At 35.9% G+C, this 20,096-nt stretch carries 17 protein-coding genes and 1 tRNA gene; 11 read left to right on the top strand and 7 right to left on the bottom strand.

Annotation, left to right across the window (positions count from 1 at the left end; all coding sequences use genetic code 11):
* Window positions 1-850: 850 nt before the first annotated feature.
* Window positions 851-1,660: a siderophore-interacting protein gene (locus tag F938_RS03480; protein WP_005029438.1), complete on the bottom strand. Its 810-nt coding sequence runs from the start codon at window positions 1,658-1,660 to the stop codon at window positions 851-853.
* A 574-nt stretch (window positions 1,661-2,234) separates the two neighbouring features.
* Between F938_RS03480 and F938_RS03475 the strand changes: the two genes are divergently transcribed.
* Together F938_RS03475 and F938_RS03470 are read left to right on the top strand one after the other, a co-directional pair.
* Window positions 2,235-2,311, top strand: a tRNA-Ile gene (locus tag F938_RS03475).
* Window positions 2,312-2,676: 365 nt separating this feature from the next.
* The gene (locus F938_RS03470; protein ID WP_005029437.1) at window positions 2,677-3,267 is read left to right on the top strand and encodes a hypothetical protein; all 591 of its coding nucleotides are present in this window, start codon (window positions 2,677-2,679) and stop codon (window positions 3,265-3,267) included.
* A 278-nt stretch (window positions 3,268-3,545) separates the two neighbouring features.
* On the opposite strand, the gene F938_RS03465 is transcribed toward F938_RS03470, so the two are convergent.
* Window positions 3,546-4,745: an MFS transporter gene (locus tag F938_RS03465; protein ID WP_005029436.1), complete on the bottom strand. Its 1,200-nt coding sequence runs from the start codon at window positions 4,743-4,745 to the stop codon at window positions 3,546-3,548.
* 134 nt (window positions 4,746-4,879) lie between these two features.
* Between F938_RS03465 and F938_RS03460 the strand changes: the two genes are divergently transcribed.
* On the top strand, window positions 4,880-5,464 hold the full coding sequence (locus F938_RS03460; protein WP_005029434.1) for a TetR/AcrR family transcriptional regulator: 585 nt from the start codon (window positions 4,880-4,882) through the stop codon (window positions 5,462-5,464).
* Between the two features lie 307 nt (window positions 5,465-5,771).
* Here F938_RS03460 and F938_RS03455 read toward each other — a convergent pair whose 3' ends face one another.
* Both F938_RS03455 and F938_RS03450 read right to left on the bottom strand, forming a co-directional pair.
* The gene (locus F938_RS03455; protein WP_004831114.1) at window positions 5,772-6,302 is read right to left on the bottom strand and encodes a porin family protein; all 531 of its coding nucleotides are present in this window, start codon (window positions 6,300-6,302) and stop codon (window positions 5,772-5,774) included.
* A 457-nt stretch (window positions 6,303-6,759) separates the two neighbouring features.
* Window positions 6,760-7,866 (bottom strand): OmpW/AlkL family protein, encoded by a 1,107-nt coding sequence (locus tag F938_RS03450; RefSeq protein WP_005029433.1) that lies wholly within the window; start codon window positions 7,864-7,866, stop codon window positions 6,760-6,762.
* 884 nt (window positions 7,867-8,750) lie between these two features.
* Here F938_RS03450 and F938_RS03445 point away from each other — a divergent pair.
* Together F938_RS03445 and F938_RS03440 are read left to right on the top strand one after the other, a co-directional pair.
* Entirely contained in the window at window positions 8,751-9,314 is a 564-nt protein-coding gene (locus F938_RS03445; RefSeq protein WP_005029431.1) for a 1-acyl-sn-glycerol-3-phosphate acyltransferase, read from the top strand.
* Window positions 9,315-9,420: 106 nt separating this feature from the next.
* Window positions 9,421-10,170 carry a YebC/PmpR family DNA-binding transcriptional regulator gene (locus tag F938_RS03440; protein ID WP_004831110.1) on the top strand — a complete coding sequence of 250 codons (750 nt, stop codon included), beginning with the start codon at window positions 9,421-9,423 and terminating at the stop codon, window positions 10,168-10,170.
* 658 nt (window positions 10,171-10,828) lie between these two features.
* On the opposite strand, the gene F938_RS03430 is transcribed toward F938_RS03440, so the two are convergent.
* Entirely contained in the window at window positions 10,829-11,302 is a 474-nt protein-coding gene (locus tag F938_RS03430; RefSeq protein WP_004831109.1) for an Lrp/AsnC family transcriptional regulator, read from the bottom strand.
* Between the two features lie 249 nt (window positions 11,303-11,551).
* Here F938_RS03430 and F938_RS03425 point away from each other — a divergent pair, with 249 nt between their 5' ends.
* The 5 genes from F938_RS03425 (at window position 11,552) to F938_RS03405 (ending at window position 15,082) form a co-directional block, all read left to right on the top strand.
* Window positions 11,552-12,334 carry a HesA/MoeB/ThiF family protein gene (locus tag F938_RS03425; protein WP_005029429.1) on the top strand — a complete coding sequence of 261 codons (783 nt, stop codon included), beginning with the start codon at window positions 11,552-11,554 and terminating at the stop codon, window positions 12,332-12,334.
* 39 nt (window positions 12,335-12,373) lie between these two features.
* Entirely contained in the window at window positions 12,374-13,672 is a 1,299-nt protein-coding gene (locus F938_RS03420) for an ABC1 kinase family protein (protein ID WP_005029427.1), read from the top strand.
* 102 nt (window positions 13,673-13,774) lie between these two features.
* The gene (gene folB, locus F938_RS03415; protein WP_005029425.1) at window positions 13,775-14,155 is read left to right on the top strand and encodes a dihydroneopterin aldolase; all 381 of its coding nucleotides are present in this window, start codon (window positions 13,775-13,777) and stop codon (window positions 14,153-14,155) included.
* On the top strand, window positions 14,112-14,549 hold the full coding sequence (locus F938_RS03410; protein WP_005029423.1) for a 2-amino-4-hydroxy-6-hydroxymethyldihydropteridine diphosphokinase: 438 nt from the start codon (window positions 14,112-14,114) through the stop codon (window positions 14,547-14,549). The genes folB and F938_RS03410 overlap by 44 nt, the downstream gene beginning before the upstream one ends.
* A gap of 11 nt (window positions 14,550-14,560) precedes the next feature.
* Window positions 14,561-15,082, top strand: coding sequence for a hypothetical protein (locus F938_RS03405; protein ID WP_005029421.1), 522 nt, complete (start codon window positions 14,561-14,563; stop codon window positions 15,080-15,082).
* 122 nt (window positions 15,083-15,204) lie between these two features.
* Here F938_RS03405 and coq7 read toward each other — a convergent pair whose 3' ends face one another.
* Window positions 15,205-15,840: a 2-polyprenyl-3-methyl-6-methoxy-1,4-benzoquinone monooxygenase gene (gene coq7 / locus F938_RS03400; protein ID WP_004831102.1), complete on the bottom strand. Its 636-nt coding sequence runs from the start codon at window positions 15,838-15,840 to the stop codon at window positions 15,205-15,207.
* 1 nt (window position 15,841) lies between these two features.
* Window positions 15,842-17,161 (bottom strand): MFS transporter, encoded by a 1,320-nt coding sequence (locus tag F938_RS03395; protein WP_005029418.1) that lies wholly within the window; start codon window positions 17,159-17,161, stop codon window positions 15,842-15,844.
* Between the two features lie 175 nt (window positions 17,162-17,336).
* Here F938_RS03395 and F938_RS03390 point away from each other — a divergent pair, with 175 nt between their 5' ends.
* A complete protein-coding gene (locus tag F938_RS03390; protein ID WP_005029416.1) occupies window positions 17,337-20,063 on the top strand; it encodes an autotransporter assembly complex protein TamA in 2,727 nt (908 codons plus the stop codon).
* Window positions 20,064-20,096: the final 33 nt, after the last annotated feature.

Raw genomic sequence — 20,096 nt, 5'->3', positions numbered from 1 at the left:
TAAGTTCTTGTTTGATTGTACAGGGATGTAAAAAGAAATATATCCAAGATTTTAAATATGAACGCGTGAATCAAAATATATGTGCGCTGAAGCCCCAAGCCATATTCAATTCTGACGATTTCTCAAGGTTTGATATTGTGTTTTTATATGCAAACGGAAATGTAAACGATGTGTTGACAAGCAAAGTGTATCAATCAAGTTTGCACAACTTAGAGAATCATCAGCAAAAATATATGTTTTGTTTGAATCAGGTAGATTTTTTCAAAGATTATTTAGAAACCCAGATTCGGATTGAGCTCATACAGGACAAAATGATTAAGGAATACGAGTTTCGTAATTATTCTTGTGTGTTATTGCATCATATACAGTTAAATTTATCAAAGAATAAAGCCATGAAATATTGTGATTAAGACTTGAACATATTAAAAGCGTAATTGGAAGATTGATTGTGATACTTTTTATTTTATTAGGTCGGAGTTTTTTATAAGCCTGCTCGCTCAACGAAAGATTTTTGTTATTCAACAAGATTTTCATTACATCGCTTTTATTGATCAAGGTAAGTCATATTTTACGGTATGAGTTTTTAATAAATTGGCTCTATCATTAAATATGAAATAATGATTAATTTGTACTTTTTTGAATGAGGAAATTACTTGAAATGTTGAAATGATTCACAATCACAAACCAGTCTCATTTTTTTGATTTATGCCAGATGCCTATTCACCGATATTTTAATTTACACTGAATGATTAAAGTCTCTACACAGAGAACGAGCATAGAGACTTTTGTTTGAACTTCAATCAGTTGCACTGTAATAAATCAATTGAGATATTGGACTCACAACATTATTTCAATCATCAACAACTTTAGAAAATCGCTCACTGTCTGCTTTACCAATTTGCCAATATGAGCATGCATAACAATCTTCTTTCCCCCAGTCACTTTGTTTTCTGAGAATATTCCGACAAGCACGTACAGCTTGTAATTCAGCAGTGATGTGTGCATAACGACTCGGCGGTAGATTGATCAGCTCAGGATGTTTCGCTAACTCATCTGCCAATAAGCTTTGCTTCAAGGGCGTAGGGTTATATAACCATATTTGTTCTAAATCAGCTTGCGTTTTTAATTCGATTCGATCTGCGATAGTTGGTACTTCTGCAATCACATAAGCTTTGCTACTTGCAGGTAATGTTTTTAAAATTGCTTGTGTAACGGCTAAACCTGTACTATCCGTAATAATCAGATAATGTTGAAGCCCAGTGGGAATCAAGTCTCGTGTCGCAGTAGACATGGTGACACCAATTTGATCACCTCGTTGCGCACGATCAGCCCAATGACAAGCAACCGTATCTGTACCATGCATTGCGAACTCAATGGTTAAAGTTTTATTGATTAGATCAATATCACGATGGGTATATGTGCGAATTTCTGGCATAAGGGTAGGATTGTTGACGATCCATTTACGTTGATCAAAATCAAAATCTGGAAGCTCTATTTCACTTTGGTCAGGTCTTGGAATAAAGACTTTATTGTTATCGCCAATACTTGTATGTTTGAATTTATCCGTATCTACACAGTCAAAAATGATACGAATATAGTTGGGACCTAAATATATTTTTTCCTTCACTTGAATAAAAGTACGATGTGCATTCAAAGCCATGATTCATATTGCTCAAGTAATAACAATTATCATTATCGTATATGTTTTTGAATAGAAGTGCCACTATTACAGTAATAATTCCAAAGTTTAAAAAGTCAGTAGGGTGAATAAATTTGTGTCTTATCTTCGTGATTAAATGAAGAAAACCAAAATTAATAATTAAAAACAATAGCATAAGATTTATTTTGTTTTAAAAACAACCAACCTCATATTCACTATCGATATTGAATGTTTTAGACTTTAGTCTTAGTTAAGCAACGAGCTTAAAATTTTAACAATGCGCAAAAGGATTGCAGTGTGTTTATGACCTTTTTTATTGTGATGATCTTTGTCCTTATTTTGATTTGTTTATGGAGCGGGTTGGAAGTTTATTTAGATAAACGTAAAAATCCTCACTAGTCATATTGGTGTAATCGATATTGCAAAGTAGAGTTGCTTTGTCATAATTCGTTGAATTCTCTCTCTAATGTTCAAAAAACATGCATTAAATCTAAGTTGTTGTTAAAGTTCTTGTAATTCAATTTTATTTTCGCTAGTATTCTTTCTCGAAAATACTCTATCGTCAGTATTTATAGGGCCTGTAGCTCAGTTGGTTAGAGCAGCGGACTCATAATCCGTTGGTCCCCAGTTCAAGTCTGGGCGGGCCCACCATATCAAACCTCGTAGATCACTGATTTATGGGGTTTTTTATTGCCTGTTATTTTTAGACCATCGGATTTTTCGGTCTATTTTGTGGTCCATCCGTTCGATAGTCCGTTGTTCTATATCCCACATGTAAATTTATACCCAACTAAACGTTTTCTAGCACTTCGGCTTTCCACTCGATCTACGATGAAGATGAATCTTCTATGATCTAGAACATCGAGGCGTAAAGCGTGTGGAAAACGAAAAGGCTTGGGGGAATTTGGACTTTCTGTTGTTTGACCTTTTCTCTTATGAATCAAACATTTAAATCAATAAGTGGACCTTGAGTTTAGCTGATTATTTCCAAATTTAGAAAAGAGTACTTGCATTAAATGATGCCAACAAAAATATCCACACTTGTTAAATTAGTTTATTTACTCCAACTTTCAATGGCAGTAACTTTTTGTTATGCAAATGATTGGGAGAAGCAAATTATCTCGGATAACTTTAAAGCGATTGATAGTTTCAGGCTTTACAGTGACTCTGGTCATGAGGCAATTCGGCTATACCAAAAAGAAGGTAATTTTGCGAAAGCACTGGGTTATCCTGAAAAAGCAGTATTTTTAACTCTTTCCGTCGCTTTGACTGCTAATTCAGGAGTAAGTAAAACTGCTCGATTTATTGATTCCAATAAGCCGATATATATCAGTATGGATAATGGTATCAATCAGAAACTGCAAACAACAGACTTTGCGGATGAGGGATTAAAAGCAATACAAATTTTATTTGTTGCAACTGATCCGCAGGAATCCTGTGGACTGATGGGAGAGTTAATCCATTCTAAAAAATTTACAATAAGTTACCATCAGTTTGATTCTCCAGAAAAAGTTAAAATTGATTTTACAATGCCAGAAAAAAATGAACTGATCTATGAGCTGTTTAAGTTGGATCAGGCGACGGATTGTTTAAAAGCAAAAAAATGACCAAGAAAAACTTGAGCGTGGTTTATTTTAGATATTTGAATCTATAGATTTTTTAAATAGTAATACTGAGAAATGAACTTCAATTTAAATGATTTTGAAGTTCACCAGTTTTGTAAAATGGAATATTAGCTGTCGAAAAGCGCTTTAAAAAACATCATTCAATGCAAAAAAGCTTTATCTTAACTATCGCCCTAAGGAACAATGAATTTTTGATATCAATATGATTCACGTCTGATGTCCTATTTTTATGAGTTGTGAACAAGCTATTTTGAATGATTTTAACCTGACGATTGTTCATGATGTCTTAAACGATAATTTCCAAATAGTGCAAGGATGAATACGATTGCACCCGCACCCAAGGCGATCAAGAATCCATATTCTAAACCATAGCGATCAAGCATTTGCCCTGCACTTGCTGCGCCTAATGCTACACCAATATTTAAACCAGCCAATAACCATGTCATTGCTTCAGTTAAGCGGTGTTTCGGGACAAGACGTTCTACCAGTGACATTGCCACGATCATCGTCGGTGCGAAAAATATTCCAGCCACAAATACAACACAAGTCAGAATAGCGATACTGTTAATCCAAGCTAAGGGAATGGTTGCGATGGCTGTAGCTACACCGCCACATAATAAAAGTCGATGTAAGGGCATTGACAGCTTAAGTGCACCAAACCACAGACCAGATATACATGATCCTAGAGCATAAGCAGAGAGGACTAGACTTGCAGCAGCGGGTTGAGAAACTGCTTCAGCAAAGGCGACACTCACGATGTCCACTGTACCGACAATAACGCCCATGCTCAGCATAAGTAAAGTCAGTAAACGTATATTTGCAAGTTTGATAATCGAGCCAGAATTCGGCAGATGGGTATTTAAATCGTCCAATTGGGGTTCGGTTGCACGTTGAAGAACCAATATAATAACGCCAATAATCAGTAATAAGATTGCAACGATTAAGCTGGCTTGAGGGAATAAAATGATAGATAAGCCTACAGATAAGGGAGGTCCAATAATAAATGACACTTCATCAAGTACTGTTTCTAAGGAATAAGCCGACTGTAATCTGGGGTGATCACGATAAAGTTCTGTCCAACGGGCTCTCACCATTGCCGATATGCTTGGCATAAAACCTGCTAAAAATGCTCCAATAAATAAGCACCAATTGCCAGTTTGCTTCCAAGCACTATAAATTAAGATAACAAAGCCAACTGTGCAGATGATCGTTACGATTGGAAGTATATCTCTTTGTCCATAGCGATCAACGAGCCTTGATACTTGTGGTGAAATAAGCGCATAAGTGAGGACAAATGTAGCCGACACTAAACCTGCAAGGGCATAACTATCATACAACTGCGAAATCATAAGGATGATTCCAATACTACTCATCGGCAAAGCGATACGTGCAATTAAACCAGCCATCGTGAATGTGGTCGTATGGGGTTTTAAAAATAATTCTCGATATGCATCAATCATTCGGTCTTCCTAAAAATGATTTCTTGTAAAGATACAAGGATTTTGTAAAATACATACGCTGCGTATGAATAAAGCATACAATCATACGAGGCGTATGTAAATATTCATACGAAATGTATGTAAGGAGTTTTTTTATGGTTCGTCGCACCCGTGCTGAAATGGAAGAAACCCGTGCAGCTTTGATTGCAATGGCACGTATAGTATTTAGTGAAAAGGGTTATGCAGAGACCTCAATGGATGACCTGACTGCTCAAGCAGGCTTTACCCGTGGAGCGCTCTATCATCATTTCGGAGATAAGAAAGGACTATTAGCAGCGGTTGTGAAGCAAATTGATAGTGAGATGGATCATCAGCTACAGTTTATTTCTGATCATGCTGAAAATGCTTGGCTTGGTTTTAGTCAACGTTGTCATCGTTATTTAGATATGGCTTTAGAACCAGAATTCCAACGTATTGTCCTTCGTGATGCCCGCGCTGTTTTAGGAGGAAGCTCATTAGAGTCACAAAAAGACTGTATTGATTCGATGCAAGAACTCATTGAAAAACTTCTCCAAGAGAATGTGATTGAACCCGTTGACCCACAAGCAATTGCTTCTTTAATTTATGGCAGTCTAACAGAAGCTGCATTTTGGATTGCTGAAGGGGGAGATAATGTACAAAGATCAATACATGCACGAGAAGCTTTAGATTTATTATTACGGGGATTGTTGATCAAGTAAAATTATGATGTGTTTTAAATCTTGTGCAATATCTAAGTTTTTTATAAAACACGAGTTTAAATTTGATACTGAAGCAGCATGTCTATTATGCTTGCTATCGCTACTTTTAAATTCGTCATTATTTATAAGATGAATAAAATAAATTGACTGAGCGAAATTTACCTAAAAAATTTTATTTAAGTAATTATTGGTGTTTTGAATCGCTAACTCATATCAAACGATCAGTATGATGAATGATGTATATCGTTTTTATTTTACTTTGTGATTTAAGAAAGAAGGATATTTATCCTTCTTTCTTATTGTTAACTTAGAAGTTATATTTTAATTGAAGATTCACACCATTAAAGCCATCAAAAGCGCTAATGTATGTGTATGCTAATTCAGCTGCAATATTCTTGGTAAAGTTATAACCGCCACCAGCTTGAATAATCACACCTGAATCATCTTCACTTTCAGATACTTTATAACCTAAAAATTGAGCATCTACATCAAGATCAACACGTGTATATCCAATCATACCTTTAGCATAAAAATTGTTTTCTAAAGGATATTTACCCGTTAAAGCAACACCATAATATTGAACATCTGCATCAGTTCTTACGCCTAGCTCTTCAAAGTCTTCATCAAATTTGATGTCATTTACTGATTTGTTCCAAAATGCTTCAGCACCAATATATTGGTTGAATTGAACACCAGCATTGAGTCCCAAAAAGTGAATATCAACATCATTATCTAAATATGTATAACCTGCACCCACATAAGGTTGAATTTCAGTATTCGCTGCATGGCTAGTTACTGATAGAGCACCCAAAATTGATACTAAAAGTAATTTCTTCATCTTTTTTCCAAAGTTTAGTTAAGTATAGTTAAAATTTTTAATGATCAATATCTGTTTAAAAATTTTGCATATAATGAGAGTATTGTCACGAAATTGCAACAAATTTAGAAAAATGATTGTTCTTAATATTTTTATTTGCTTGATAAGTAGTCGAGTTTTATTGGTTTAAATAGTTTTGTTTAAGCCGAATTTCACCTATTATCTTATTTTTTGTTGTTCTATTTAATTTTACTATTCAAGTATTTTAATAAAGCCGAAAAATTATTTGTTATGCGCAATTTTGCTTTATTTTCGCTGTATGAAGATGAAATACGATAGCCAATGCGTTTGACCTACAGGTTTTTAGCGAATAAATGCAAATTCATTTTCGAGTCCAATTTTTTAAATCCTAATTGAAGTCATTCCTTTATCGAATATAAAAAATGACTTCAATTTTTATTACTTTATATGTTAAAAATTAGAAACGATAACCAACACCAACGTATGAGATCAGTGGATCAATCTCGATTTTAGTTTTCGCTTGGATTAATTTTGCATTGTTATTGGTATTCACCACACTGATTGTCGCTGTATTATCTAATTTAGCATATGAAATAGATGCCGTAGCAAACCAGTTTGGTTTAAAGTCATAGGTAAATCCAGCCGTGACGATAGGTGCAAGTGCATCTGTAGCATCGACCTTAACTTTCATATTGCCACTTGATGGTTTGCCTTCAAGTGAAGCACCTGACTGACCATCATGAATATTTTGGATCATATGCCCCGCATTGACCAAATCATTTTTAATTCCTGAATTGATTTTAATATCATTGAAATAGGCATACATAACACCTGCGCCAACAAAAGGTCTAAATTTATTGACACCAGATTTTCCAAAATAATACTGTGCTTGAATTGCGGGTGTCCAAGCTCTGGCAGAAGCAGCAGTGTTATAGCGATCTAAATCTGTAATCAAAAGATTGTTCTTTAAGTATAGATCACCAACCAAGCCTTGAAGAGGTTGAGATGTTGCGGTGAAGGGTGCATAAACAGCACCTTTGCCTTTTAAATCAACTTTAGGTGGGACACCGCCAATCAGCTGAACAGCAACATTGTCTGTAACATTATAGGTAAACATCAAACCGAGTGTATCAACATCTTCAACTTCTAAACCTGCATTTGATGTCCAATTGGCAATGCCATTGATTTCAGCAATTCCTGTTAATTGATCAATCAAAGTGGGGTCATCAGCCATGATAACTTCGAGTAAATCATCAAATAAATATCGACCTTCTGTACTACTGGGCGTATTAAGTAACTCGATGAGTGTTGGGTCCATCGCATCAATACGAGATTGATCCACATTATCCAAAATTGTTTGCCCTGAAATTACACCCACCGCTGCTTTTGTATTCGCACCAACCGAAGTATTGATTCTAAATGGCTGCGCTTTTCCCATAGACGTCATATGTAGCCAGCCTGTAGAAACTGAAAAGCGTTTAAAATCTTCAGCTTGGCTAACCCCTGTAAGACACAATAGAGAAGTTGTAACGATGGCTTTTTGAAACATCTTTTTTGTTTTCATTAGATTCATCCTTTTAAAGATCATCATTGTCTTCTTGACAATGAGTTATTTAAAATTACACAAAATAATCAACAAGTAGAGTAAAAACTCTAATTTAAAAGTGCAATTAAGACTAAAAAAGTAATGAAAAATAAAGTATTAATATTATATCTAAATGAAAATCAGAAATTTATTTAAAAAAATTATATTTTTTAGTTTATTTTTTATACAAATAAAATATTGCAAAATAGTGACATAGTTTTACTTTTTGATAAATTGAATTATTTTTTGATCTTGCTAAAAAAGCATAAAACAAATTAGTATCTCTAAATTAATTTTTAAGTTATATTATTTTTTAGGTGAATTTTATAATTAATTGAGTGGGTTAACGCAATATTCAAAAATACTAAAATACAAAGGGGGTGGATTAAATGTAAGCGTTCCTTAAAAAGAAAAAAGTGCTGATATGTCATGATTTATTTTATAATTGATACTCATTTCTCTATTTGAAAAACGATTAGGATGTAGAATAATGTATTATGAAGAATAAGGAGATGAACATGGAATATAACGGTGTTTGTTTTTAAACTTTAGATTTATATTTTATAAGCGATCAGTTTTATTTGAATTTATTAGGTCGATCAATGGTTTATATTTATTTAAAACCTACTGCATTTTTAAATTTATTGCGTTGTAATGTCGTGTATCGGCTTATGATCAGGATATAAGTCTAATACTTTTCAAATTTGTATTAATAAATCCATTCATGTTTTGGTTGCTTTAAGAAAAGACGATTGTTTTAAGATAAAATATACAAGTGTAGAAAAATAAGCGTAATAGTGATTGTTTTTTTTTGCTTTTGCTCAGACAATCCTCAAATCAAATTTTTAAGGCATACATGTTATATGAAAAAGTTTTTGGGAGAACTTACTTTTAAGCTCTCGGGTTGGTCTTATGACGTGGATCAAAGTGTACTTGAAAAAAAACAAGTGATTATTGGCTTTGAGCATACGTCTATGATGGATGCTGTGCTTTCACTTGCTATATTTCAAATTCATAACATTAAAATTCATACTTTAATCAAGAAAGAATTATTTAAAGGACCCATGAAACCAATTTTAGAAAAAATTGGTGGGATTCCTGTTGACCGTAAATCAAATAAAGATATTGTTTCACAAATGGTTGAATTGTTTCAAAGTCAGGATGAATTCAATTTGGTGATCGCACCTGAAGCTACTCGTGCTGAACGCGGAGAAGCACGTAAACCGATTCGTACAGGTTTTTGGCATATAGCCAAAGCTGCAGGTGTGCCGATTGTTTTAATGTATGCCAACTCAAAAACCAAGCAAGGTGGAATTTTTGGAAAAATTTATCCAAATGATTTAGATCAGGATCTCGCAGAAATTAAACGGTTATATAAAGAGCACACAGGATTGGATATTGTAATTCCTGAACCAAAAAACTCTTAATTTGCATCAAAACTAAAAAATAAGCACTTTCTCATAAAAAAGTGCTTATGGTAGAATTGCTGCAATTTGATATGGCATAAGGCCAATCTACAGGAGCATATTTCGCATGGCGGGTCATTCCAAGTGGGCCAATATTAAGCATCGTAAAGCAAAACAAGATGCAAGTCGCGGTAAAGTATTTACCAAATATATTCGTGAATTAACCACAGCAGCAAGACTTGGCGGTCCTGATGTGGGAAGTAACCCTCGTCTACGAGCTGTTGTTGAAAAAGCACTTTCAGTGAATATGACACGTGACACCATTAATCGTGCTATTCAGCGTGGTGCTGGTGGTGAAGATAACGATGATTTAAAAGAAGTCACTTATGAAGGTTATGGTGTTGGTGGTGTAGCAGTTATTGTTGAAACGATGACTGATAACCTCAATCGTACAGTACCAGACGTTCGTCATTGTTTCTCTAAAACCAATGGGAACTTGGGTACAGCAGGTTCGGTTGCTTACTTATTTACCAAGCGTGGTGAAATTACTTTCGAAGATGTTTCTTTAGAAGACAAGATTATGGACATTGCTTTAGAGGCAGGTGCTGAAGATATCGAAGTCGATGAAGACGAAATCTTGGTAATTACTACACCAGAAACGTTTGGTGATGTACAAGATGCTTTAACTGCAGCAGGCTTGAAATCTGACAATGCTGAAGTGGTGATGAGTCCATCAACCAAAGCGCTCATTTCTGATGTAGATCAAGCAAAACTCATCGTGAAGATGATTGATATGTTTGAAGATTTAGATGATGTTCAAAACGTATATACCAATGTTGAGTTTACCGACGAAGTTTTAGCTGAATTAGAAAATTAATTCTAATTTGTGTAAAAGAAGCGCACTCTTGAGTGCGTTTTTTTATGCTGGTTTTTATTTGTTAAATTCTGCCGTAATTGAGTTATCGCCACTCTATAAACTCAATCGCTTTTCGCCACGTTTGAAGTTGTTTAAAAGATCAAGCACATGGTAATAATGAGAACAGTAAATAGCTAAAATATCGTTTTACTGAGTAAATCATCACGGTTAAACAACTGATCAATTGTCTTTTTAAAGGCAGATAAATTTAGCTTATTATTTTATATATTTAACATTTACTTAAAAATATTTGACTTGTGTCTCGTTTTTGATTAATTTTAAATGATCGGTTGATCAGTAAAATTGGCTCATTCTTAAGGATAAAAAGTGTTTGTAAAATATAGAGATAAATACATTAATTCAGCAAACATCAAGTTTATGGAAGTTGAGACGATACAAGGGAACATTCATCAAGCGAAAATTTTTTTTATCGACGGTAGCAATATTGATTTAAAGTTTCTTGATAAAGTGCAGTTTGATTCATTTCTACTTAAATTAACAAACAACAATTAAGATCATTTAAATTAAAAAAATTGATTTTTGTCTAAAATTTTTGTCTAAATAAGGGAAGGAGAGATCCCTTATTTGTCTTATAGAACGTCAGCACTTGAATCAGCAACTAAATACGATTAAGTAAGCCAGTACAGTTAAATACTCGATTATATTCTTTGATCACAAAGCTTGAATGTAGCGCAACCACATGATCAATTTTACCAATACGTTTAAGTAAAATTTCACTGTAGTTTTCCATATCTTTAGCAATCACTTCAACCAAGAAATCTGCGGTTTGCCCCGTGACTAAAAAGGCATTAATCACTTCTGGAATATTTTCCAGTTCCTCTAAAAATTTTGCAAAAGTATCAGTGTCATGTTTACTAAGTGAAATCTGTAAAATCACATGTAGCTTAAAGCCTAATTTTTCGAAGTTAATATCACGTTTTAGATTGGTCATGATATCTGTTTCAATCAAATGCTTGATGCGACGGTGTACTGAACTCACAGATAGATTAATGCGTTCTGACAATTCATTTAAGTTGATATCTTCATGGGTTAATATTTCTAATATTTGTTTGTCGTAACGGTCAAGTTCCATAGCTATACTCAGTGTGAAATTTTTTTCTAAGCTAATGTAGAATGAAATTTATAAATTTTCAATATTGAAATAATACTTGAAAAATATTTGCGATAAATAAAATAATTTAGCAACTTTCTACTTTGGATAGGTCATTGAGCAAATACTATTGTTCAAGCACTTATTTCAGATTCATTTTTACAATGTTCTACGTGATAAACCTTGAAAATGTTATATTGCAGATGGGAACAGCGGAATTATTTTTAGTACATGATGGATATGGATTTAGAACTGAACGAATCTGAAATGCACCTCTATTCGCGCCAGATTTTATTAGATGGTTGGGATTTAGAGGCACAGGAAAAATTAAAGCTTGCCAATATCCTGATTGTAGGCTGCGGTGGGATTGGCTGTACCACCGCTGAGCTATTGGCACGCGCAGGTGTGGGTAAAATTAGCCTGATTGATGCAGATATTATAGAAATAAGTAACTTACAAAGACAGATTGCCTATGTAGAGCCAGATATTGGTTTCTATAAAGCAGAAATATTAGCCAAACGATTGCAACAGATTAATCCCTTTATTCAAGTAGAACATTATACCAGCCGGCTTGATCAACAGAATGCACAAATGCTGATCTCACAACAAGACTTGGTGCTTGATGGTTGTGATAACTTTGCTACACGTTATCTTGTCAATCAAACCTGTACACATGCTCAAACTCCTTTGATTAGTGCTTCCGCAATTGGTTTTCAAGGTCAGCTGTTTATGGTTGAAGGGGATTCAGCATGTTATGAATGCCTATTTCCCAAAGGGCAGCAGCAAAATGAAAGCTTACGTTGTGCGGACTCTGGCGTATTGGCGACAACTCCAAATGTCATCGCCAGTTTACAGGCACATCATGCACTTTTATACCTCGGTCTGGGAAGGACACCGCTCAAGCAAAAATTATTGCTGTGGGATGGTTTAACAATGAAACAACGAATTTTAGCCTTTGAAAAAGATCAAGATTGTACAAACTGTCAGCTTAGCCATACTGCAAACGCTGATTAATTTGTTAAACTCCAACAAACTCAATTTAATGTTGACATTATGAAAAATAATATCTTTCTCGATGGTCTGCGTTCAGTCGCCCGCGTTGGGGAAACGGCTGTAATTGCAGCGAAAGCAGGCATTAAATATGCCACAGAAAAGCCCAGTAATGCCAAATTGATGCGTGAAACCTTTGAATCATTAGGTTCAACGTATATTAAATTAGGGCAATTTATTGCCAGTACACCCTCATTATTTCCTCGTGAATATGTTGAAGAGTTTCAAGGTTGTTTGGATCAGACCCCTTATTTACCATTTAGTTATGTACAAGGTGTGTTGCAACAAGAGTTTGCAGGGCGCGATTTGTCAGAAATATTTGCTTCTATTGATGAAAAGCCATTAGCCTCAGCATCGATTGCACAAGTGCATGCTGCACGTTTAGTCACTGGCGAAGATGTTGTAATCAAAGTTCAAAAGCCTGGTGTAGAAACCATTCTTTATACTGATTTAAACGTTCTACATTGGGCAACCAAGGTTTTGGAAAAAGCCATTCCTAAAGTTAAATTTGCTTCTTTGGCTGACATTGTTGAAGAAATCAAAACACGTATGGTTCGTGAAGTTGATTTTATTGAAGAAGCTAAAAATTTAGATGATTTTGTCAATTATTTGAATGTCTCTCGAAATACTGCTGCAACAGCTCCTAAGGTTTATCATCAATTTTCTACTCGTCGTGTTCTTACAATGCAACGTTTATATGGTGTACCACTGACAGATTTTGAAGTAGTCAAAAAAGTTGCTAAAGACCCTTCGCAGGTACTGATTACAGCAATGAATACTTGGTTTGGTAGTTTAATGTTGTGCCAATCTTTCCATGCAGATTTACATGCAGGCAACCTAATGCTGTTAGAAGATGGACGAATTGGCTTTATCGACTTTGGGATTGTGGGGCAGTTAAAACCTGAAGTTTGGCAAGCATGTATGGCATTTATGGATGCATTGCAAAAGACCGATTACAAACTAATGGCTGAAAATATGTTGCAAATGGGTATGACCAGTACTCAAATTGACACTCACGTTTTAGCAGACGATTTGGAACGTTTATTTAGTGGTGTATTGCTTGCTGATCCTCAGCAAATCATGACTTCAAATCCATCTGATCTTAACGATATCATGATGGATATGGTGGCAGTCGGGGAGCGTCATGGTATACGTTTCCCACGTGATTTTGCTTTATTGTTTAAGCAAATGCTGTATTTTGATCGTTTTATGCGAGTACTTGCACCCTATACAGATATCTATGCTGACCAACGTTTGCAGATGATTCAAAATATCGACCCAGCATCATTATTAAAGCATTAATATGAAGCGCCCCTTGTGAAAAGTATTTGAAAGATTGACGACAAGTCTTGATAAATACATTTTCGCAAGGGTTTTTCATTGAATAAGAGAAATTTTAAAATCATGGATGCAATTATTATTGAAGGTTTGAAAGTCGATACTGTTGTTGGCTGTTTTAACTGGGAACGTCAAATTATCCAGCCTTTAATGCTTGATTTGCATATTCAAACCAGTTTAGAGCAAGCTTCAAATTCTGATGAACTTGAACATACGTTAAATTATGCTGAGATTTGTGACATTTCAGCCAAAGTGATTCAAGATGCTGCCCCAAAATTGATCGAACATGCGGCGAAATTGGTGTTAAATGCGCTTTTCTCTACCTTTCCTGCGATTGAATCGATTATGATTACCATCCGTAAGCCTGCTATTATCCCGCAAGCAAATTCTGTAGGAATTCGTCTTGAACGCCACCGAAACGATATTCGCTCTAGCGCTAGCCAGTAATAATCAACCACAACATCATTTTCAAAAATCATGGACTCAAATTAAAAAACTGGGGGAAGCTGTTTTTTCTCCAATTTATTTAATTCCTTGTCGTGATGGAATTGGTGCAGATTATTGGAATGCTGCCTGTTTATTAAAAAGCCATTTATCAGTCGATCAGATGATCTGTCAATTAAAACAGATGGAAGCAGAGTCAGGACGTACTCGACCATCTCATCATATTTCTTTGGATATTGATTTAATTGCTTGGGGAGCGGAGTTAAATACAATGCATTTTAATCCCAAAAAACTTCCACTGGCTTTGGACGTTAAAATCCCAATGTTTGATCTTTGGCAAGATGTACGATTCAGCTATCCACTTCATCAATTTCCTGTGATTGATCTACCCGCATAAGGTGAGTACATATGAATATTCGATCTATGATTTTAATGAGTGCTGCATTTTTGTTAAGTGCTTGTACAACTAGTCATGAAAAACCACAAAAGCAACCTGCTAAATCGACAAGTTCGTTGTCATTGCAACAGCGTGAGATACACTTAAAACAGCAAGTAGAAAGTTATACTCAGGGTCAGCCTACATTTAATGTTGCATTTAATGACCTGAATCAAGATGGAGTGGAGGATGCGATTGTCCTTCTAAGCGGACAGGATTGGTGTGGCTCTGGGGGCTGTACTATGTTGGTCTTTAAAGGTGGAGCAAATCAGCAGTTTGAGTTTTTAAGCAAAACCACTTTGGTAGACACACCTGTATATGTGACCAGTTATATGCACAATGGCTGGAAGCAACTGTTTGTATATACACATCAGCATGGGCAAGTGATGTTAAAATTTGATGGGAAAAAATATCCCTTAAATCCATCTTTATTACCAGTACAAACAGCAAAATTGGCGCCTGATAGTGCCCAGTTGATATTTGGTCAAGAGTGATATTTAATCAGCATAAAGATGTGGTTTTGTTTAGCAGCTAAATATTTAGAACAGTTAAAATTTTCAAAAATAAAGTTAAAAAATAAGCCCAATTCAAGGGCTTATTTTTTTAGATACTGCCATTAAATATAATAACTGGTTTTGGTCATCAGTTTTGAAATGGCAGTCATGGTAATTTTAACAGGGATTGGAAGTTCTACACCACCGGCAGTTAATGCAGTATCACGATGATGTAATTCATCTTCATTCATTTGTACCAAGATCTTACGCGAGCGTTCATCTTGAGCAGGGAGTTGACTGATATGGTGTTGCAAGTGAAGGCTCACTTGGCGTTCAGTTTCAGCCACAAAGCCTAAACTGTATTTATCACCCGCGATACCTGCAAGTGCACCCATACCAAATGAAAGACCATACCATACTGGATTGAGTAAACTGGTGTGGCTGTCCAACTCTTTTAAACGATCTTCACACCAAGCCAAATGGTCTTGTTCTTCAATGGCAGCAAACTCCATTTCACGACGCACATTGGGAAGTTTTGCAGTCAGTGCTTGTCCATGATAAAGCGCTTGTGCACAGACTTCGCCACTGTGGTTGACCCGCATTAAACCTGCTACATGGCGTGCTTCACTAACAGCGAGTTGAGTTTCAGTCTCAGTGGATGGATTGGCTCTTTGTGCAGATGTCGCTCCAGGAACTAAGCTTCTTAACGCTTGATCAAAAGAATGAATCAATTTATCAATGCCCGTATATTGACGCATATTAGTCCTCCAAAGAAACTTGAGTGGTTGCGATTAATGGCTTTAAACGAATTAATAACCATGTGCTAAACAATGCGCTTAACACAGCAGTAATACAAAATAGAATTTTAATATCTATTTTTAAGATACTTAAGATGATAATAGAAAAAATCGCCGATGAAACCATGAATATCGCATTAAAGATATTATTTGCAGCAACAACGCGTGCTCGATGTGATTTTGGTGCATATGCTTGCATCATGGCATATAGGGGAACAATATAAAAACCCCCACTAATCCCCAGTAAAGTCACTGCCAACATCACGTGATAGTAAGGGGCACCAGAACTAAACATATCTGTAACGGAAATCAAATCACCAGTACGTTCAGGAACAAAAGCCAGACTGCCTGCAAGGTAAATTGCAAATAAAGTTAAACCAATCGCACCCAATGGCACCATTTTAATATTCACTTCAGTACCACCAATTTTGCGGCATAATAATGAACCAACACCGATTCCCACAGAGAAAAATGTCAGGAGTAAACTCACCACGTTTTCATTGCCATGCAGGTTTTGTTGGGTCAATTGAGGAATTTGCGTCAGGTAGGTCGCGCCGTAGAACCAATACCAAGAATTACCTAAAAGAACCATAAAGATTAAAGGCAAACTTTTTGCATAGCGAATGGTTTCGAAACTGGTTCTAAAGAAATTCCAGTCAATTTTTAAATCAGTGTTGGTGGTTGATTGTTTGAGAATAAAGCGGCTCGCTATATAGCCCATTACAGCGATTGAGACAATGGTTAGACAAATCCAAATCATATGTCCTTGAGAGAGTGATATAACCGCGCCACCCAAAATCATCCCGATCAAAATAGCAATGGATGTTCCTGACTGAAATAAAGCATTTCCCGACATTAACTCGTTTGGTTTTAAAATTTCAGGCAAAATTGCATATTTGATTGGACCAAAGAAGGTGCTGTGAGTACCCATTAAAAACAAAGCAAACAGTAAAATCCACAAATTACCCAATAAAAAACCTGCCGAAGCAATCAGCATAATAATGATTTCAAGAATTTTAATATTTCTGACTAAAAATGAACGTTCATACTTATCCGCAATTTGACCCGCTGTCGCAGAAAAGATGAAATAGGGTAAAATAAATAGAAGTGCGGCAAGATTATTTAAGGTACTTACACTTGCTGATTGTTGCTGAATCCATCCATAGGTAATGACGAGCAATAAGGACTGTTTATACACATTGTCGTTTAAAGCGCCAAAAAATTGGGTGAGGAACATCGGTAAAAAACGTCGGGTCCCTAAAATATGCTCATTTTTTTCCATTGTAGAAGACTTCATTTAGTTATATATAAGAAATGTGTTGAAATGGTAACTATCTCTCAAAATCATGTATCATGTTTTTACCTTAAATCATGTGTAAAACCAATTGGTTTGAGTATTTGAAAGATTTTTAATCATGGATCTTTCTACAAATAAATTTAGGTCATTCGAGCGTGGTATGCCAGCAAAAATTAATTTTAAAAAATCTGTGCTTTCACATAGTGTTCATTTACACTTTGATCGTTATCATATCAATAAACTGATATGTTCAAGTGTTTTTTTAAGTATTTTTGCAGTACCCGTGAGTTACGCAGAGCAAGCACAGAATAGTCAGAACATAAACTCAAGTACTGTAAATATTACACATGATCAAGAACAATTAGAGTCGGCAGCAAGACAAGAAGGCTTATCGAACGAGAAAATTGATCAACTCGATGAGAAAGTAAAACAGGCTCAACAGCAGCCCGAACAATTTGATAGTGCAAAGATGCTTGAACAGCAACAGCAGAATATTGGTGTTCAGGATGATTTCAAACCGATTGAATTTGAGGACTTGGAAGATTTACCCGCGGTCAGTGTTGACCAGTCTATGGCAAACGAAATTTACAGTGTGGCAGAGCAGGCTAAAACCGAAGCACAAAATTTTCGTAATGGCATGAGCAAAACGCCTGAGGTTGAAGTCAGTAACGCCACACAACAAGAGTTAACCGAGATCACTCAAGCCCCAGTCAATGTTGATCAATTGATACAAACCATTCGTGCAGATAACCAAATTTCTGTTCAGGAAAATGAAGCTGGGAAAACCCTGGTTGATCATAACGCGAATCTTCCAGAGGAAGAGCAACCTAAAAAAGGTTTCTTTAGAAATCTTGTCAATAAAATTCGAGGACCACAGGACAACGGCGCACCGATTGCAAAAATCAGTGTCTCTGTTTCAGGTGCACCTCCTGTTTTGGCAAACAACTTAAAAGCCAAACTCGGAACGTTTACTCAAGAAGCTTATTCTGATTTTAATGGTTCAGTGCCACAATTGCGAACACTTGCAGTTCAGGCTGCACAAGCTGTGGGTTATTACAATGCCCAATTTAGATTTAATAAAATTGATGAGAGTCATTTAGGTGTAAAAGTTACTCCAAATGATCCTGTAAAAGTTACTGAACAAAACATTGAGTTCACAGGTCCTGGTGCAAATCTTGCTCAGTTCCAAGTGATTGGTGTATTACCTGACTTGGATGAAGGTGATATTCTGAATCATGGTTTATATGAAACCACCAAAACCAGAATAGCAGATGCAGCTTCCAATAATGGATTTTTTGATAGTTATTGGCGTTTGCATGATGTCAAAGTGGAGCAACCACAAAATAAAGCGCAGATTAATTTAAAGTATGAAACAGGCGAGCGTTATAAATTAGAAGATGTCGAGTTTAGAATGAGTGACCCTTCTAAACCGTTACCGATTGATTTAAAAATCTTAAAAACTTTAGCACCGTGGAAAGATGGCGCAGATTATACGGCTTGGCGTGTCAACGGTCTGGCAAATAATCTCACCAACTCACGTTATTTTAATTACACGCTTGTAGATGCGATTAAACCTGATGCGATTGTAAAACCACTGGAGTTGCCAGCAGATTTACAAGCTTTGGTTGATCAGGAGCATGTTGCTGAATCAACTTTTGCAGCACAAACAGATGCTGATAAGGCACATCTATCAGATAAAGAAGTTACCCAGAATGTAGTTAATGAAAATCAATTTGCCGGGACTCAGGGCGAAGAAGCCAACCCAAATTTAAAACAGCTGCAAGCACAGCAAAAAGAAAAAGAGTCTGATGAGGATCAGCTCAAGGATAAAGCGCGCGAAACCAAAAAAATCCCAGTGATTGTGACTTTAAATGCTGATCGTTTAAATAGTCTGGAAACAGGTATTGGTTATGGAACAGATACAGGCGTTCGTTTGCGTGGTCAGTATAGACGCGCCATTGTCAATCACTTAGGTCATTCCTTTGATGCAAACATGGAGCTGTCACAGATTCGTCAATCAATTGATGCGCGTTATAACATTCCTTATAAACATCCTTTAAATGATTATTTCAGTTTAGTTGCCGGTTATGAACGCGAAACTCGCGATGGTATTGGTAATGACATGGACTTGGTCATTGAATCTGCTGTAGCTGGGGTTGACCGCATCATTAAAGGATCACGTAAAGAGTGGCAACATATTCTGGGTGTGCGTTATCGTTTAGATCGAGTCACTCAAAATGGACCTGTCGATATAGCCAATATTCCTGACGCATTTTTGATTCCAGGCTCTGATCAAGAGCAAGAATCACTATTGTTAGGTTATGAAGCAACCAAAACGATCAGTGATAATCGTGTCAATCCAACACGTGGCTATAAACAAAGTTATAAAATCCAATTGGGTAGTCAGTCATTACTTTCTGATACGGATATGGCAATTACCAGTGCTGAATGGAAAGGTTTGTATTCTTTTGGCGAAAATGACAACCATCAAATTGTGGGTGGTCTGAATGTGGGCTATATTTTTGCCAAAGACTTCGAAAAAGTACCTTATAACTTAAGATACTTTGCTGGTGGCGATCAAAGTCTTAGAGGTTTTGATTATAAAAGTTTATCACCTGTTGAGTATGGGTATAAAGTAGGTGGACAAGGTTTAGCTGTAGGCTCGTTAGAATACAATTATCAATTTAAAGATGGTTGGCGTGGTGCAGTATTTAGTGACTTTGGTAATGCTTATGACAAGTCATTTAGTAATGATACTGAATATAGCGTAGGTGTGGGTCTACGTTGGAAGTCGCCAATTGGTCCGATTCGAATTGATGTTGCATCTGGAATATCCGATCCAGCAAAACCAATTCGTTTGCACTTCTTTATTGGTTCGCAACTTTAATTAACTAAAAATATAAGAGAATTACTGGAAATA

The organism is Acinetobacter bereziniae LMG 1003 = CIP 70.12, assembly GCF_000368925.1.
GTDB classification, from domain to species: Bacteria; Pseudomonadota; Gammaproteobacteria; order Pseudomonadales; family Moraxellaceae; genus Acinetobacter; species Acinetobacter bereziniae.
This window is presented reverse-complemented; position numbering and strand designations above follow the sequence as displayed.